Genomic DNA, 17,579 nt, shown 5'->3' with positions numbered 1-17,579 from the left:
AGCTTTTGACTAAACATTTACTAAAGTTGACTAAATATTTATTCGTTTTTTATTTGTGCCTGTGGGCGCTTAACCTGCATGCGCAAAACATACTCAGGATTGATAAAAATGTTCAGCAACATAAGTTTACCCTTAACGAGGTAAAATATCTTCAGGACAGCTCAGGAAAGCTAACATTCCAGGATATCCAGGAAATGGGCTCATCTTTTACAGACAACAGCTCGTATTATCCCAGCAATCATCATAAAAACTTTACTTACTGGTTTCGGGTACGCATGTATTTCACCGAACCTATAAGCAGCAACAGTATTATTGAGCTGTTTGATCAAACGACCGACGAAGTAACAGCTTATATGCCCGATAAATCAGGCAGCTATATAAAAAGTGAATCCGGGGCAAACCTTGATTTCAGCAGCAGGCTTTTTCACCATAAAAACTTCGAATTTTTGATTGGCGATACGCAGCCCGGTTACCACACCTATTATTTCAGGGTAAAATCGCATAACGCGGTAAATGTTATCATAGTTTATCGTACCATCAATTACTTTATTCATTACGCGCTTAATGAGTATTTAACCTATGGGCTGTTTTATGGGATGATCCTTATTTTCTGTTTCCATAACCTGCTCATGTTCCTGGCGGTAAAGAAGAGACAGTATCTGTACTACGTATTCTACATTTTAAGTGTAGGCCTGTACGAAATGAGTGCCGATGGCATTGCCTTTCAATATTTATGGCCCGAAACACCAGGTTTAAACCATTATGGCAACGGTATTTCCTTATATTTTATCAGTATTTGCGCTCTGATATTCAGTAAAGAATTATTACAGGTTAAAACAAAGGCACCTCAGTTTAATAGGGCCATCAATTATGTGATACTGCTGCGCTCTGTTTACTTTTTGTACTGCCTGTTTTTCAACAAATCATTGTTTGTATACAAGTTTGTTGAGGTGATCCCGCTGTCGCTTGCTTTTGTCACCGGCGTTTATATTTACAAAAACGGCTACAAACCGGCACGTTTTTTTGTGCTGGCCTATCTGGTATTATTTATAGGTTTTATTGTTAAAGCCCTTAGCGCGCTGGGGTATGCCTACTTTTTACCCGCCCCGATAAGCTATTATAGTCTCAGTTTCTGTTTTATTATTGAGATGGTGCTGTTGTCATTTGCCATTGGTGATCAGGTACGCATCCTCCGGAAAGAAAAGGACGCTGCTCATGAAGAAACTATAAGGCAAATGCACCTGAACAGTCAGTTACAGGATTCGATTAACGAAGAACTGGAGCGACAGGTACGGGCCCGCACACATGAACTGGTTGAAAAATCAAACGAGGTAAGACAGCAAAGCCTGATCATCGAAAACCAGAACAAAGAATTACTGGAGGCTAACCTGCAACTGGAAAAACAGGCCGGCGAAATACTGCGCATGAATGTTTTACTTGAAAAGGACAACGTTCAGCTTAAAACAAACATTGAAAAGGTTACTGAATCGCGGGCATTATCTACCGAACTGGACTATGAAGAATTCAGCGCCAAGTACCCCGACCAGGAAACCTGTTTTAAATTCCTGTCTGCCTTAAAATGGAAAGATGGTTTTGTTTGTACCCGTTGCTCAAACGCTACCTATTGCGCGGGAAGATTGCCGCACAGTCGCCGGTGTACCAAGTGCAGCTATGAAGAATCGGCCCTGCATAATACTATATTTCAAAACAGCAGGATTCCCATTAACAAAGCTTTTTATCTTACTTATCTTATTTACAGCACCAACGGCACCATTTCGTCGCACCAACTATCCGAAAAGCTTGATATCCGCCAAAGTACCTGCTGGACTTATGCCATCCGCATAAAAAAGGTACTACAGGAAAAGAAAAAATCAAGAAAGAAGAATGATCAGCAAGGCTGGACAATGTTAGTGATGTGATAGGTTGGCCTTTGTTGCCTTTCCGTATCTATAGACTTTGTCCCTATTCATTCTGTAGATTACGAGACTCCGCTGGAGTCCATCATTTCTTTAAATTCTTTGCTGTCCGTAGACTCTGTCTACGGACTCTTTATGCCTGTAGTCTCTGACTACAGGGTCAGATATCGCCAGAAACTCATTCATTCATGACTGTAGTTGCAAACTACAGTCATAGTGCATCCGTAGACAGAGTCTACGGACAGCGGTTAATCGCAATGTTCTTTCCCTACCAAAACCCCATTTCCGGCATAAAAAAGCGGATTACAACCGTCTACCACTCCCCTCAATTGTCATTTTTTAAAATATTTTCACTTTTTTTTCTTGTTCACAAAGCGTATCAGCTACAAAACCGAAGCAGGTGTAACCCGCTGTAAATACGCCACTTCAACGTTTGAGTTTCTCGTTATCAAAACGTATCAAAATTGATTTAATTATCTTAAAATCAATAACTTACATAAGTTACCCCTGTTGCATTATTGGTTTATTCCACTTTAAATTTACCCCACCAATTACCAATTAGTAATACGCTTAACCAACAAATCGCTTATATGAAGTAAAGATCGCGCTACAGCACTTACCTGCACCGCTATTGTGTAAACCAGGTTTTCCTTTAGCTCATTCCGGCAGCCATGGCTGCTTAACCAACTAAACAGCAATAAATTATGAAGAAAAAAATTACGCTAATTTTTGTTTTACTTATTACAATACTAACACGGACGTTTGCACAGGACGTTACCGTGAAAGGTATTGTTAAAGACAGCCAGGGTCTGCCAATACCTGGCGCCACTGTAAAAAACAAATCAACAGGTGCCGTAACCGTTACGGATGTAAAGGGTGGCTATTCAATTACCGCAAACAGCAACGCGACGCTGGTATTCAGCTTTGTGGGATCGGCCACACAAGAGCAACAAATTAAAGGCCGCACAACAATTGATGTAACACTGGCCGATGCCAATAAACAACTGGAAGAGGTTGTGGTGATAGGTTACGGTACACGGGCCGTTAAAGACGTTACCGGAGCCATCAGCAGTGTTAAGGCCGAGAAACTGGAGAACGAACACCCAGCCAGCGCTACCGACATTATCAGGGGCAATATCCCGGGCATTTCGGTTGCACTGAATACCTCGGCCAAAGGCGGCGGTACAGGCGATCTTCAGATCAGGGGTAAAGCTTCCCTTTCGGGTAACGTTCAGCCTGTTATCGTATTGGATGGTGTTATTTATCCTGGTCAGCTGGCTGATATCAACCCTAATGATATTGACCGCGTTGACGTACTCCGTGACCCAAGCGCGCTTGCCGTATATGGTGCACAATCTGCCGGTGGCGTTGTAGCTATCACTACCAAAAAAGGTAAAAAGGGCGGTACGCAAATCACCTTAAATGCCAACTTCGGTATTGCACAACTACTGCAAAACCAAAAATACTATACAGGCGATGGCTTCCTAAACTGGCGAGCCGATGGGGCCCGCAGTTCTAACACTTCAAACCCCTATTATTACTATAGCAATCCTAACAAGCTGCCGGATGGTGTAACGCTTGCCCAATTCCTTAACGGTGCTACAGGCGACCCAACTACCATCTGGCTGCAACGTTTAGGTTTATTCCCTAACGAAATTGCCAATTACCAGGCCGGTAAAATGACAGATTGGTCGAAACTGATATTCCGCAATGGCTTCCGCCAGGATTATACCGGTAGCTTCTCTGGTAGTTCAGAAACAGTTAAGTACTATGTATCGGGTAACTATACCAAAAACCAAAACCTGATACAGGGCGGACAGTATACCGACGGTCGTTTCCGTGTAAACCTGGAAGGTAAAGCCGCCAAATTTTTAACGCTTGGTGTAAACGCCCAATTCGCAAGCCGCGATGAAGGCGCGGCCAGCACTCCGCTTAGCGGCCAAGCCATAGACGCCACTGAAGCAGACTGGACGCAGATCATCAACTCATCACCTTATGGCGATATGTACAATGCTGATGGCTCTTTGCGTCGTATTGATACTGATGACAGTGGTTTGAACCAGCGTAACCCTTTCCTGGGCAATCGCTACAATCAAAACGTGGCTGTGCAAAACACCCTGTTCTCGGTACTTTTTGCCCGTTTGGATCTTCCATTTGGTATCAAGTATACGGTGAACTATGCACCAACTATTGAATCATACAGGAATTTCTTCTTCCGCCCGGTAGCTAACCCTAACGAGCTTTCAGGTGGTACTGCTATCCGTTCACAGGAGAACCGTTACAGGTACAACCTCGATAACATTTTAAGCTGGAATAAAACTTTTGGTATCCACAGCTTTGATGCAACCTTCCTGCTTAACAAAGAAAAATACCAAACCTGGTATACCAATGCTTCAAACACTCAGTTAACCCCTACCGACATTTTGGGTTACCACAACATTGGTGCAGGCACACTACCTGTTGAAAGCAGCGACGACCGTATTTACAATGCAGACGCAATCATGGGCAGGATCAATTACACCTTGTTAGGCCGCTATATCCTGACTGCAACTGTACGCCGTGACGGTTTCTCTGCATTCGGTTTAGAACACCCACGTGAAGTATACCCCTCAGCAGCTGTAGCATGGGTATTTAGTGATGAGAGTTTCATGAAGGGCGATGCCTTCAAGTGGCTTGATTACGGTAAATTACGTTTCAGCTATGGCGCCAACGGTAACCGTACATCAACTACCACTGCCGATCCTTCTATCTCATTAGCGGTATTAGGCGGTATTAAATATCCAACCGCAAACAACTCCGGTACAGTTACCAATAACAGTGGCATTTATGTAAGCACCCTGCAAAACGCGCAGCTGAAATGGGAACGTACTGTAGGACCAAACATCGGTCTTGACTTCACCATACTACACAACAGGCTTAGCGGTTCGATAGATGTTTACGACCGTAAAACTACCGACTTGCTTGTTAAACGCAGTATCCTTGACGTTCAGGGTTATAATTCATCTGGTGATTTGCCGGGCGGTGCTAACAACTCCAACCCTTATACTAACATCGGCCAGGTTAATAACAAAGGTTTTGAGATCTCATTGGATGGCAAGATCATGAAAAGTGAAAACTTTAACTGGAATGCCAGCGGAACTTTCTTCCTGAACCGCAACAAAATTGTTCACCTGTATGGCGCATTCCCGGTTACTGATGCTAACGGCGTTACTACCAATGTAGAAAAAGATGATATCGGTAACGGATGGTTCATTGGCCATGATATCAACGCTGTATGGGATTACAAGATCCAGGGCGTTTGGAAAACAACCGAAGCTGATCAGGCCGCTAAATACGGCGCTAAACCAGGCGATTTCAAACTACAGGACGTAAACGGCGACTTTAAGTTTACCAACGATGACAAACAATTCTTAGGCTCACAAAACCCAAGCTTTAGCTGGTCGTTACGTAACGATTTCAACATCTTCAAACATTTTGATGTATCGTTCCTGCTGGTATCAAGCATTGGCGCATTAAAACAATATAATCAAGCCTTAAACAATCCGGGTAGCGTAGGCTTTGCACGTATGAACTCATACGTATTGCCTTACTGGACACCAGATAACCAGATTGATGATTACGCCCGCTTAAACTCAGGTTCATCTGGCACTACCATCAACGTTTGGCGCAAAGCTTCATTTGTGAGACTGCAAACGGCTTCTATAGGTTATACTTTCAGTCCACAGCTTATCAAACGCCTGGGTATCTCAAGCGCCAAATTATTCGTGAATGCAAGCAATGCCGCTGTGTTTTCAAGCTGGCCGCTTTGGGATCCGCAAAATGGCGGTCCTACGCCAAGATATTTATCAGCCGGGTTTAACGTAGTTTTTTAAAGAAGGGATTTTAATACATGAACAAGATAAACAAAAACATCATGGCGGCGGCTTTAACAGCGGCAACCATATTTATAACCGGAGGCTGTACCAAGCGGGCTGATCTGTATCCGCAGGCACCTTCAAAATTCACACCCGACGTAACTTATACCTCGCCTGCCGCATTTAAGGCTGCCTTGGCTACTTTGAACGTAAGCGTTAGGTTTGAGTATTTCGGTGATTCGGCCCCATTGCTTACCGAGTCGATTTTTACTGATGCAGCGGTTGAAGGTACCACAGATAAAACTACACCGGCGCAGGATTTGAACGCACGTATCACTCCTACCGCCAACCTAAACAGCGACGACTATAACAAAATTGGCCGCTATTGGAGCGCCTGGTACCAGGGGATACATGACTGTAACGTAATTTTATCAAGAATTGATAATATCAAATGGCCATCTGATGCCGATAAAAACCTTGTAAAAGCTACCGCGTTGTTTCACAGGGCTTACCGTTACTATCGTTTAGTGCATGAGTTTGGCGATGTGCCTTTGCTGCTTAAAGAAGAAACCGCCGTAAACACCGGTTATTTCAGCACGCAGCGTATCGTTATCCTTAAGCAAATGAAAACCGACCTGGAATTTGCCGTAGCTAACCTTACGGATGCTAATGCCAAAGGTGATATTTCAAAAGGCGGCGCTGCCCACCTTTTAGCTAAGGTTGACCTTGCCCTGGGTTTATTTGATGACGCTATCGCGGCAGCTAACGTAGCTATTAATGGCCCTTATCACCTTATGACCAATCGTTTTGGTATCGTTGCAGGCGATGCTTCCAAAAACATCATCTGGGACCTTCACAGGCCCGAAAACAAGGCACTGGGAACAAATGCCGAGGCTTTATATGTAGTACTTGACCGCGAAACCCTTGATGGTGCAACACCAAACGGATCGCAGGTGATGAGGAACTGCGTGCCGATGTGGCATAACGGTACCATCCTTACCCCAGGAGCACTTAAACCAGGGATCTCAGATAAAGTAACCGAAGAATTTCCGCTTACCTTATGGTATGGCCGTGGTATTGGCCGTTTACGCGGTACGCCTTATGCTACCAAATACATCTGGACAGATAATACCGACTTAAGGCACGCGCCGGGAAACTGGATGAACATGACCGATTTGGTTTATAACAGCCCGGCGATCAAAACCTCCGACCCTACCTGGTATGGTAAACACCTGGAGCAGTATACCGATGCCAACGTGAGTAAACGCTTTTTGAACGGGGCCAAAGATACCATCCGGGCATGGTTTGGCTGGCCGCATTACAAAGTGTTCATCGGCTCAGGACCTATCGCGCTTGATAAATGGTGGAGCCCGCCGCGCGGTACCAACACCGACTGGTACGTTTTCCGCTTAGCCGAAACCTACCTGTTGCGTGCCGAAGCCTATGTATGGAAGGGGCAAACAGGCCTTGCTATGGATGATATCAATAAAGTAAGGGCACGCGCCAACGCGCAGTTGTTAACTGATGCCGGCAGTGTAAATATCGGTACTATTCTTGACGAGCGTCAAAGGGAACTGTATTGGGAAGAGCCGCGTAAAACCGAGCTTACCCGTATCGCTTATATCTTCGCTCAAACCGGTATCCCTGCTTACAATGGCAAAACCTACAATGTAGCTAATTTTTCAACAAGCAATTTCTTCTATGACAGGATCATGGAGAAGAACGACTTTTACAAAAACCCTAACGTTGTAACCAACTCGGGTAACCACTTTACTATTTCGCCATACCACGTGCTTTGGCCTATCCCGCAAAGCGAGATCGACCTGAACGTAAACGGGCATATTAACCAAAGCAAAGGTTATGCAGGCGCCGAAACCAACATCCCTGCGCTTGATAAGATAGTTCCATAATTTAGTTGATTGTGTAACATTTGGGCCGGGCATTAGTCAATTGATTAATGTCCGGTTTTTTGTTTTATGCAGATTTTAAAGAATAAAATAATTAACCGCGGGCGCATTCAAGTATTTGTTTTTTTCACATATTTAATCATTATTTAAACCTGACATCAAAAATATGGGCCTTTTCAACATCCTTCGTAACGAATTTATAGATGTAATAGAGTGGGTTGATACCACTCAGAATACACTTGTATGGAAATTCCCTCGCCATGACAACGCTATTAAAATGGGAGCAAAACTCATTGTGCGCGAGTCGCAAGCGGCTGTTTTCATGAACGAGGGACGCATTGCTGATGTATATACGCCGGGCACCTATGAACTTCAAACTCAGAATATGCCGCTGTTAACAACCTTAATGAGCTGGAAATATGGCTTTGAAAGTCCTTTTAAGGTTGATATATTCTTCGTGAGCCTGCGCCAGTTCACCAACCAAAAATGGGGTACAAAAAACCCGGTAATGCTCCGTGATGCCGAATTTGGGCCGGTACGCTTAAGGGCATTCGGTTCTTTTAACTTTAAAGTTCAGGACCCGAAGAAATTCATCGCGGAAATCTCTGCCACCAATCCGGATTTTGTTATTGAAGATATCAACGAGCAGCTGCGCAACACCGTGGTATCGCGCGGTATGGATGCCGTAGCCGAATCGAAAATAAACGTACTCGACCTGGCTGCCAACTACAATGAAATGGGCAAGTTCATAACAGAATCTATCCAGCCCGATTTTGCCGAACTTGGCCTTAACCTGACCAAACTACTGGTTGAAAATATTTCCCTACCACCCGAAGTTGAACAAATGCTTGATAAACGGAGCGAAATGGGCATATTGGGCAATCTTGGTGCCTACGCGCAATTCCAGGCTGCTAATGCTATCGAAAAATCTGCCGAGAACACTATAGGCGGCAACCTGGGCGCTGCCGGTATGGGTTTGGGCGTTGGCGCAGCCATGATGGGACAGGTTGGCAACATCTTTCAGCAAAATCAGGTTACCCCTAATAACACCGGTGATAGTGTACCCCCACCTCCCCCTGCGCCTGCTGTTCAATATCACATTGTAAAAGATGGCAAATCCGACGGGCCACACTCGTTCAGCGACATCAACGCAATGATTTCCAGCGGAGCGTTAAGCAGGGAGAGTATGATCTGGAAAAAAGGTATGGCTGCATGGGCCGCCGCATCGTCTGTTGAAGAGATTGCAGAACTGTTTAGTAATGTACCTCCGCCGATAGCTTAATCCTCATCCGTTCCTAAATCTATTTCTGAAATGAATAACGAGGTTAATCCATCGGCCATAAACAATTCATTAAACTGTTCGGGCTGCGGCGCGTTACTGCACTTTAATCCGGGTACCCATAATCTACTGTGCGATTATTGCGGCGTGAGCAATACAATTGAAAGCGCTCCTAACAGTCGCGATATTTCACCTTACGATTATGAAGAGTTTATTGCCGGTATCGACACCAATAAACAAAGCGCCGATCTTAAAGTAGTTAATTGTAAAACCTGCGGTTCGCAAACTATTCTTGATCAGTTTGTAACTTCAGATAAATGCCCGTTTTGCACAGCTCCGCTGGTGCTTGACCTGGAAAGCGGGCAGCAATATGTACTTCCGCATTATATTTTACCCTTTGCCATAACGCAGCAACAGGGTATCGAATTTTTCAAAAAATGGTTAAAAAGCCTTTGGTGGGCCCCTAATGACCTCGCTAAAAAAGTAAGCGATGCCTCATCTGCGTTAAAAGGTGTTTACCTCCCCCATTGGACATACGATACCTACACCGTAACCGATTACAGCGGCGAACGGGGAGATTACTACTACACTACTGAAACCTATACCGAAACCGTAAACGGACGCGAAGAAACCCGAACCAGGCAAGTACGCCACACCAGTTGGTCGTACGCATCCGGAACAGTGGAGTGCGATTTCCGCGATCTTATGGTGCCGGCGAGCAGTTCTTTACCCGAAAAAACGCTTAATAAGCTTGGCCCCTGGAATTTTAACATGCTGGTTAAGTTTGATGAACGATATATGAGCGGTTTTCGTTCCGAAACCTATCAGCTAAACCCGGAACAAGGCTTTGTAAAAGCAGCTGAGCAAACCGTCGGAGCCATAGATTCGGCCATAAGGGATGATATCGGTGGCGATGAGCAGAGGATAGATAATACCGATACGCAATACCTTGATAAGGCTATCAAATACCTGATGCTGCCGGTTTGGGTTAGCGCCTATAACTATAACAACAAAATTTATCAATTCACGGTTAATGCCAGCACAGGCGAAGTTATTGGCCAGCGGCCGATAAGTGCTATCAAGATCATACTCGCGGTGTTGTTTGTAATAGCGCTGATAATAATTGGTGTAGTATTATATCAGAATGCGCATTCAGCGTAAAAGAACGTTATTGTACTACGCTTAAAGACTTACGAAGTTTTCAAAACGTCGTAAGTCTTGGCTTCATTAAAAAAAGCGTCATTGCGAGGTACGAAGCAATCTCAAACTATACAGGGCGAACCTCCTTATAGGCGATTACTTCGTTCCTCGCAATGACGCTTTATGGTCTATCTCGATCCCTTTTATTGAATAACTAATTCAGACCGCACCTTTTTAAGCCGCTGTGGCTTTACAATTGGCTTTTTATTACGCTTTCCCCACCAAATATAAAAACCGGTTATAGGCAAACTGGCAGACACCATCGCCAGGAAAAACGCTACCACCTTACCCGGAATACCCAATATAGCACCAACATGAATATCGTAGTTCATACGGCGCAATTTATCGGCAGCACCGGCATCAGCATAGCGCCCGGAGTATGGCCCTGCCGATTTAATCGGCTTCAGTGTGTATTGATCAAAATTGTAAATATTGGTTTTATAGTAAGTGCCCAAACGCAGGTAGGCTATCACCTCAACCAAATCTGCTTTTTGACGGGGTAAATTAATATAAAAGCCCTCTGGCTTATCTTGTATGGCAATCTGGTTCCATAATTTATCTACGGATGCCATGTTAAAAGAAAGCTTTGTGGTGGTATCCGATACCATGGCGGTTTCTTCGGTTAATGATTTACCTCCGGATGTAGCCCAATATACCGATTTACTTACCCATTGAAAACTCCAAACCAGGCCCGTTAAAGCTATGATGAGCAGCAACAACATGCTGTAAAAACCAAAAACATTATGCAGGTCGTAATTTACCCGCTTAAAGCTGGCGCTCCACTTTACTTTAAAGCTTTTGTCACGAGTGGCTTTAGTCCACTTTTTGGGCCACCACAGCACAAGGCCCGATAGCAATAGCACTACAAAAATCAATATGGCTACCCCAATTATCGGTCGGCCAATGGGATATGGCAACCACAAGGCACGGTGCCCGTGCAGTATAAACCTAAAGAAATCAAAATCACCCTTGTTACCCACAAAATCTGTAGTCGTTTTTTTCAATACACGGCCGCTGTAGGGATCAATAAAAACGGTTATCAGCAAACCTGTTTTACGGCTGTAAGAAACCGCCGCGGCAGACTGATCTGGCAGTCCGTAATTTAGCGCGGTAGGTTTCATACCTGGCACAGTTTTAACAGCGATATCTGTCAACGCCGAAGGCGGCAGCATTTTTTTATTTTGCGGCTGCACGTGCGTCCAGGGTTCGGTTACACTGCGGATCTCTTTTTCAAAAACATAAATGGCGCCTGTAATACTTACAATCACCACAATAATTCCCGAAAAAAGCCCAAGCCACAGGTGCAGCCACGCGGAGATCCTTTTAAACAGTGAGTCGCCTTTCTTTTTGGGTTTAACGGCTTTGGCCGGAGTAGCAGTTTTAAGCATACTGAACTAAAAAAGGCAGGCCGGGATCCCGGCCTGCAGGTGAATAATTTTTTTAGAAACGATAGCTGATGCCAAGGCGGTAGTTACGTCCTGCTTCTGCCTGCCAATAATAATAAGTGGCATAAGCCGCGCCGCTGTACAGGTATTTATCAAGCAGATTGTACACGTTAGCGCTTATCTTGATATGATCTTTACCCCAGAACAGGCCGCCGTCAAACTTATAATAATCTGGCAATTGCAACTGACCACTGCTGGCGTTCCAGGTCCAGGTGGTACGGTCGCCCTGGTAGGTTGCACCGGCATAAATACCGCTATTTTTCAACGGGCCGTTTTGTATGGTATAAGTTAATGACGCATTGATGTTATGCTTGGCATAGCCCGGAACTTTGGCGCCAACAACAGCCGTAGCAGGCAGGTTAGCCGCACCGCCGGTTTTTGAGATCTTTGAATCGGTATAAGCATAGTTGGCTACTAATGAAAGACCACTGAAGATCTGTCCGCGGGTATCAAACTCAATACCCTGGGTTTTGGTTTGGCCCACATCTATCACAAAACCTTCTGAACCTTTGTTATCAGGGTCGGCGGTAAGGGTGTTGTTTTTAAGGATACGGTAAGCAGATAAAGTAGTGCTCCAACTGCCGTCAAACCAATCGCGTTTAATACCGGCTTCCAGGTTGTTACCGGTGATAGGCTTTGGTAAGCTGCCATCACGGATCAAGGCGCTTTGCGGCACAAATGACTGATCGTATAAACCATATACGGATGTTTGCCTATCGATATTTACACTTACACCAAAACGGGGTGTAAATTTCTTCTGATTGCGGCCAGCAAGGTAATTGATCTCTTTTACATAAGTATAACGGCCGGCAAGGGTTACACGTAGTACATTATCAAAAAAGCCCAATTCATCCTGACCGTATACGCCAGTGTACGATTGACTTGAAAGGTTACCCGCGCCACGTTGTGCAAGAGGCTTCGACCTGTCAAATACCGGTAAACCTAAGGCAGGCTGGTTATAAACCGGGTTGTTGATATTAAAAGGTTTAGCATCGCTGTCAATAGCGCCGCCTTGTCCCCAATCGGCAATATATTGTTTGTTGCCCAGGTCAAGGCCACCCAATATCCGGTGACGCACCGCTCCGGTTTGTACATCGCCATTTAAAAATACCTGGCCAAATTTCATCACGTTTGATGCATCCCAGATACTAACACTCCTGATCAGATCGCCATTAGCTTTTACACTGTTTACCCAGGCCGAGCTTCCCTGCTGCTGGTAGTTGAAATAACCCAACTGACCTGTTAGTTTCCAGTGTTCATCAATCTGGTGGTTGAGGTAGATAAATGCACTGTTATCTTTAACATAAGTAGGTGCTATACCCGGCTCTGTTATGGTAAAATCGCGGGGTTTTATAGCATAGCCCTGGGTTGCAAAAACATAGTACGAACCAAGGTTTGATAATTTGGCGTGCTGATAGGTATACTCAAAGGTAAGTGAGGTTTTATCATCAACTTTCCAGGTAAGTACGGGTGCTATGCTGAAACGATCATTAAACTCATAATTACGGAACGAGTTTTTGGTTTGATCCATTAAGTTTAAACGATAAGAGAGGCTGCCCGATTTAGTGGCTTTACCATCCAGATCTAATGTGGCACGATACAGGTCATAGCTACCCATGGTCATGGTAGCTTCGCCGTTAAAATCGCGGCCGGTAGGCTTTTTGGTAACCACGTTGTAGATACCGCTTGGCTCGCCATTGCTCATCATAAAGCCGGCCGGACCTTTTACAAATTCAATACGGTCAACAAAGCTCATATCTTCGCTAAGCGGGCCCCAGTTTGAAGTTACGTTCATACCGTTGCGAAATGCCGCTGCACGGCTACCGCGCATATTTACACGGGTATACAGATCGCCCCAGTGCTCCAGGCGGGTTGCACCACTCACATTACGGGTAACACCATCGCTCATGGAGATCACCTGCTGATCGGAAAGGGTTTGTGAAGTAATTACCTGGATGTTTTGAGGTGCCTCCAGCAAAGGTTCATTTAGACGGATAGAGTTGGAGGGCACATCTGCTTTATAGCGGCTTTTAGCGCCGGTAATGGCTACCTCTTTTAATATGCTGGCATTTTCTTTCAGCATAAAATCAAGCGTTTGGGTACTGCCAGAGGCCACGGTTACAGATTGCTCTTCGGGTGCAAGGCCCACCGCAGATACACGGATGGTGTAGCTTCCGGGCTTGATCTTACCAATAGCATAACGACCATCGGCATCTGTAAGGGCACCATAAGTTGTATTTTTTAATGCTACGGTAATGCCTATTGCTGGCTGGCCATCGGCTGTGGTAACCTTACCTTTTATGCTACCGGTTGCACCATCATCAGCCTTGGCTGTGAAAGTTGAAAAAGACAGAAGGATTAATAAAAAGTAAAAATGTTGAAATAATAGTGAAGTAAAGTTTGACCGTTTACTGCAGAGTAAAACAGATTTCATAATTTTGAGTGAAATGATTAATGGATTAAAAGGATCGGTTAACATTAACCCGATGTAAAGTTTGGCGACGGAGCATCGGGATTTTTGTTTTATAAGAACCTTCAGGGGGGTGCGTTGATGTTCATTGCTAACAGGATTTAGCGCAAAGAAACAACTTATTTAGAATCAGTCCAAATAAAATCAAGATTACTACTGGTATTAATCAGATTTACAAAGCCTTATGAACGATTTTACTGACGTGACTTTCATCTGTTAATCCAAACTCGGCGGCAATTTGTTTAAGATTATACCTACCACTGGCTATTCGCTGTTTAATTAATTCATTGCGATAGTCGCGAATGTAATCGCGTAGCGTAACACCGGTATTCCTTTTAAAATAAGGCCCTATGTATTCGCCGGCGATATTGAAGCTGGCTGCCATCACCGGCAGTTTAAGCAACCTGGGTTCGTAAATGTGTTTATGAATATAACAAAAGATGGCCTGCATATCTTTACTGCCGTTAGCTGGCTTCTTTAACTCAGGCATATTTCTCTGTAAAACAGCCGATAACGCGATAATCTGCATCCAAATAAGCTGCTCATTTAAAAACATATCATGCTTTAAGGAAACTATTACATTAAAGATCATCTCAATAGTGTGCCTGTCAGAGTTATTTAATGCAAAGCCTGATAAATGTGTTTCCCTGCTTTTGATCAGGTATTCAAGATTTTGGACACCATGGCTTGTCTTGTCGCCCGCCTGATGAATATACAGATCGGTAAATTTCAGGTAGATAAACCGCGTGGGTTCTTCTATCTCAAAATAATGAGATTCTTCCGGCCCCAGTAAAAACACGTCCCCGGCATTGTAACTAACACTTAACCTGTTTATGATGTGCGCACCTACCCCCTTTTTGATATAGATCAATTCATAATGGTTATGATTATGTTCGGGATGAGACCATTTTCCCGTCTCAAAATCAGAAATCAGCACAGGTTCAAATTGCCGATAACGTTCCATAGCGGAAATATACCATATTATCACAGATAATTACAATTTCGACTTATGGCTTTTACCCAATTTTGATCAACAAATATTTGTTATCAAACACAAAAAAAATGAAAACTAAAAAAAACACAGCTCTTGTTGTTGGCGCCAACGGCGTGATAGGCAGCAATTTGATAAATTACCTTGAAGGACTTAACAATTGGAACATTATCGCATTATCCCGCCGCGGCGGCTCAAACAACGGGAATATCCGCAACATAGCAGTGGATTTACTGGATGAAAACGACTATAAGCAAAAACTCAGTGTGTTAACTGACGTTACACACATATTTTACGCCGCCTATCAAGACAAACCCACATGGGCCGAACTGGTACAACCCAACCTTGCTATGCTGATGAACGTTGTTTTAGCAATTGAGCCCATTGCCTACAATCTGCAGCACATCAGCCTTATGCAAGGATACAAGGTATACGGCGCGCACTTTGGCCCATTTAAAACACCTGCAAAGGAAAGTGACGCAGGACACATGCCCCCCGAATTTAATGTAGATCAGCAAATTTTTCTGGAGAAACAGCAGCAAGGTAAAAAATGGTCGTGGTCGGCTATTCGCCCATCAGTAGTCGGCGGTACGGCTATAGGTAACCCTATGAACCTGGCCCTGGTGATTGCGCTATACGCAACAATTTCAAAAGAGCTTGGCCTGCCGCTTCGTTTTCCAGGTAAACCGGGCGCTTATGATAAACTGTTGGAAATAACAGATGCCACCTTACTGGCTAAGGCTACTGTGTGGGCGGCCACTACTCAGGCTGCAGTAAACCAAGCTTTTAATATCAACAATGGTGATTTATTTAGATGGACCGAGCTTTGGCCTAAAATTGCGGCTTACTTTAAAATGGAAACAGCACCGCCGCTTCAAATGCCACTGCAAACTATTATGGCCGATAAAGAACCGCAATGGGAAGCTATTCGGGAAAAATACAACCTTGCACCGCATAGTTACCGCCAGCTATCATCATGGGCATTCGGCGACTTTGTATTTTCATGGGATTACGATTTTTTTGCCGATGGTACCAAGGCAAGGCGCATGGGCTTTCACGAATTTATTGATACCGAACAGATGTTCTATGACCTGTTTAATGAACTCCGGGTAAAAAAGATTATACCCTGAATCATCATGCCCCGGTATTTCAAAGAAATAGTTTCTGCCAGAGCAATAGCATGCTATAAGAGTTAAAAAAAATGAAAATAAATTTGCGTAACCCAAAAGTTACATATAACTTTGAGTAACCTAAAAGTTACCTATTATGGCAAAAATCATTCAACACCAATTATTTTATCCTCACCCACCCGAGGTGGTTTGGGAGTACATTACAAACCAGGAGCTGATAAGCCAGTGGCTAATGCCCGGCGATCTGAAGCCTATATTAGGCCATGAATTTCAATTGAGGGCTAAACCCATGCCTGAAATGGATTTTGACGGAATTTTTTATTGCAAGATCCTGGAAGTTATCCCACACAAAAAACTTTCATATTCATGGAAGTTTGGCCCTGGCAATGGTGAACTGTGCGACTCGACAGTGAACTGGACGCTTACTGAAAAAGATAACGGGACCGAACTTTTGCTGGTACACCGTGACTTTGCCGGCGCTGTAAGTCCGTTGATACTTACATCGATGGAAAAAGGCTGGTTAAGCAATATGCATAAAATACTGAATGCTATAAACGCTGAAAAAGATGGAGCAGCACAGGCTTGATGTATTCCAGGTAATTGCCGACCCCAGCAGAAGACAAATATTGCACCTGCTTTCGAAAGACAGTAGCACGATTAATTCGCTGGCCGAAAACTTTGATATGAGCCGTCCCGCCGTTTCAAAGCATATCAAAGTGCTTTACCATGCCGGCTTTATTGAAATTCAGGACATTGGCAGGGAAAGGCATTGCATTTTAAAACAGGATGGCTTTAAAGAACTTAATGAGTGGCTGGCTTACTATGATAAGTTCTGGGGCGATAAACTGGATAAGCTGGGAGCATTAATGAATGATAATTTAAATAAAAAATGAAAGATCAGGATTTAACTGTAACTATAGCGGTAGATAAATCGCCTAAAGAGGCATTTGACGCTATCAATAACGTTCGCGGATGGTGGTCGGAAGAAGTTAAAGGCGGTACGGAAAAACTCAACGATGAGTTTACCTATAAAGCCCGTGACCTCCATCGCTGCACCATGAAGCTCATAGAAGTTATTCCCAACCAAAAAGTAGTTTGGCTTGTACTGGACAACTATTTCAGCTTCACCAAAGATCAAACGGAATGGAAAGGCACAAAAGTAATTTTTGAAATTTCTGAAAAAGACGGCAAAACGCAAATCCAATTCATGCATCAGGGTTTAGTCCCTCAACATGAGTGCTATGAGGTTTGTTCAGACGCATGGACTGGTTACATTACAGGCAGCCTGTATAACCTGATCACCACGGGTAAAGGCGAACCCAATCCTAAAGAAAGTTAGTTTATATTAATCCCAGATTTACGAAGTTTTAAAAACTTCGTAAATCTT

Annotated in this window: 12 protein-coding genes; 9 read left to right on the top strand and 3 right to left on the bottom strand. The window is 44.0% G+C overall.

The genetic code is table 11. The annotated features are described in order from the left end of the window. The first annotated feature begins 26 nt into the window (after positions 1-26). The 5 genes from DUL71_RS04785 (at position 27) to DUL71_RS04765 (ending at position 10,117) form a co-directional block, all read left to right on the top strand. Positions 27-1,919, top strand: a complete 1,893-nt coding sequence (locus tag DUL71_RS04785; protein ID WP_208645475.1) for a 7TM diverse intracellular signaling domain-containing protein — start codon at positions 27-29, stop codon at positions 1,917-1,919. A gap of 701 nt (positions 1,920-2,620) precedes the next feature. Further along, complete coding sequence (locus DUL71_RS04780) at positions 2,621-5,788, top strand: SusC/RagA family TonB-linked outer membrane protein (RefSeq protein WP_114936976.1); 3,168 nt, start codon at positions 2,621-2,623, stop codon at positions 5,786-5,788. 17 nt (positions 5,789-5,805) lie between these two features. Beyond that, positions 5,806-7,680, top strand: coding sequence for a RagB/SusD family nutrient uptake outer membrane protein (locus tag DUL71_RS04775; protein ID WP_114936975.1), 1,875 nt, complete (start codon positions 5,806-5,808; stop codon positions 7,678-7,680). 163 nt (positions 7,681-7,843) lie between these two features. After that, positions 7,844-8,959, top strand: a complete 1,116-nt coding sequence (locus DUL71_RS04770) for an SPFH domain-containing protein (RefSeq protein ID WP_114936974.1) — start codon at positions 7,844-7,846, stop codon at positions 8,957-8,959. A gap of 30 nt (positions 8,960-8,989) precedes the next feature. Continuing rightward, on the top strand, positions 8,990-10,117 hold the full coding sequence (locus DUL71_RS04765; protein WP_114936973.1) for a zinc finger domain-containing protein: 1,128 nt from the start codon (positions 8,990-8,992) through the stop codon (positions 10,115-10,117). A 182-nt stretch (positions 10,118-10,299) separates the two neighbouring features. Here the strand turns inward: DUL71_RS04765 and DUL71_RS04760 are convergent, their stop codons facing one another. The 3 genes from DUL71_RS04760 to DUL71_RS04750 form a co-directional block, all read right to left on the bottom strand. Continuing rightward, a complete protein-coding gene (locus tag DUL71_RS04760; protein WP_114936972.1) occupies positions 10,300-11,544 on the bottom strand; it encodes a PepSY-associated TM helix domain-containing protein in 1,245 nt (414 codons plus the stop codon). 52 nt (positions 11,545-11,596) lie between these two features. Next, complete coding sequence (locus tag DUL71_RS04755) at positions 11,597-14,035, bottom strand: TonB-dependent receptor (protein WP_114937477.1); 2,439 nt, start codon at positions 14,033-14,035, stop codon at positions 11,597-11,599. A gap of 208 nt (positions 14,036-14,243) precedes the next feature. Then, positions 14,244-15,035, bottom strand: coding sequence for an AraC family transcriptional regulator (locus DUL71_RS04750; protein ID WP_114936971.1), 792 nt, complete (start codon positions 15,033-15,035; stop codon positions 14,244-14,246). 98 nt (positions 15,036-15,133) lie between these two features. Between DUL71_RS04750 and DUL71_RS04745 the strand changes: the two genes are divergently transcribed. The 4 genes from DUL71_RS04745 (at position 15,134) to DUL71_RS04730 (ending at position 17,531) form a co-directional block, all read left to right on the top strand. After that, on the top strand, positions 15,134-16,192 hold the full coding sequence (locus DUL71_RS04745) for an SDR family oxidoreductase (protein ID WP_114937476.1): 1,059 nt from the start codon (positions 15,134-15,136) through the stop codon (positions 16,190-16,192). Positions 16,193-16,328: 136 nt separating this feature from the next. Then, complete coding sequence (locus DUL71_RS04740; protein WP_114936970.1) at positions 16,329-16,778, top strand: SRPBCC family protein; 450 nt, start codon at positions 16,329-16,331, stop codon at positions 16,776-16,778. Then, entirely contained in the window at positions 16,759-17,085 is a 327-nt protein-coding gene (locus DUL71_RS04735) for an ArsR/SmtB family transcription factor (protein WP_114936969.1), read from the top strand. The genes DUL71_RS04740 and DUL71_RS04735 overlap by 20 nt, the downstream gene beginning before the upstream one ends. Continuing rightward, on the top strand, positions 17,082-17,531 hold the full coding sequence (locus DUL71_RS04730; protein WP_114936968.1) for an SRPBCC family protein: 450 nt from the start codon (positions 17,082-17,084) through the stop codon (positions 17,529-17,531). The genes DUL71_RS04735 and DUL71_RS04730 overlap by 4 nt, the downstream gene beginning before the upstream one ends. Positions 17,532-17,579 lie beyond the last annotated feature (48 nt).

This window comes from Mucilaginibacter endophyticus, assembly GCF_003351025.1.
GTDB classification, from domain to species: domain Bacteria; phylum Bacteroidota; class Bacteroidia; order Sphingobacteriales; family Sphingobacteriaceae; genus Mucilaginibacter; species Mucilaginibacter endophyticus.
Note: the sequence above shows the minus strand (reverse complement) of the source record. Positions and strands in the feature narration are given on the sequence as shown.

What these genes read in the sequence shown, in the direction of transcription:
- DUL71_RS04780 (WP_114936976.1), top strand. Translation starts at nt 2,621, where the DNA reads ATGAAGAAAAAAATTACGCTAATTTTTGTTTTACTTATTACAATACTA.
- DUL71_RS04775 (WP_114936975.1), top strand. Translation starts at nt 5,806, where the DNA reads ATGAACAAGATAAACAAAAACATCATGGCGGCGGCTTTAACAGCGGCA.
- DUL71_RS04770 (WP_114936974.1), top strand. Translation starts at nt 7,844, where the DNA reads ATGGGCCTTTTCAACATCCTTCGTAACGAATTTATAGATGTAATAGAG.
- DUL71_RS04765 (WP_114936973.1), top strand. Translation starts at nt 8,990, where the DNA reads ATGAATAACGAGGTTAATCCATCGGCCATAAACAATTCATTAAACTGT.
- DUL71_RS04760 (WP_114936972.1), bottom strand. Translation starts at nt 11,544, where the DNA reads ATGCTTAAAACTGCTACTCCGGCCAAAGCCGTTAAACCCAAAAAGAAA.
- DUL71_RS04755 (WP_114937477.1), bottom strand. Translation starts at nt 14,035, where the DNA reads ATGAAATCTGTTTTACTCTGCAGTAAACGGTCAAACTTTACTTCACTA.
- DUL71_RS04750 (WP_114936971.1), bottom strand. Translation starts at nt 15,035, where the DNA reads ATGGAACGTTATCGGCAATTTGAACCTGTGCTGATTTCTGATTTTGAG.
- DUL71_RS04745 (WP_114937476.1), top strand. Translation starts at nt 15,134, where the DNA reads ATGAAAACTAAAAAAAACACAGCTCTTGTTGTTGGCGCCAACGGCGTG.
- DUL71_RS04740 (WP_114936970.1), top strand. Translation starts at nt 16,329, where the DNA reads ATGGCAAAAATCATTCAACACCAATTATTTTATCCTCACCCACCCGAG.
- DUL71_RS04735 (WP_114936969.1), top strand. Translation starts at nt 16,759, where the DNA reads ATGGAGCAGCACAGGCTTGATGTATTCCAGGTAATTGCCGACCCCAGC.
- DUL71_RS04730 (WP_114936968.1), top strand. Translation starts at nt 17,082, where the DNA reads ATGAAAGATCAGGATTTAACTGTAACTATAGCGGTAGATAAATCGCCT.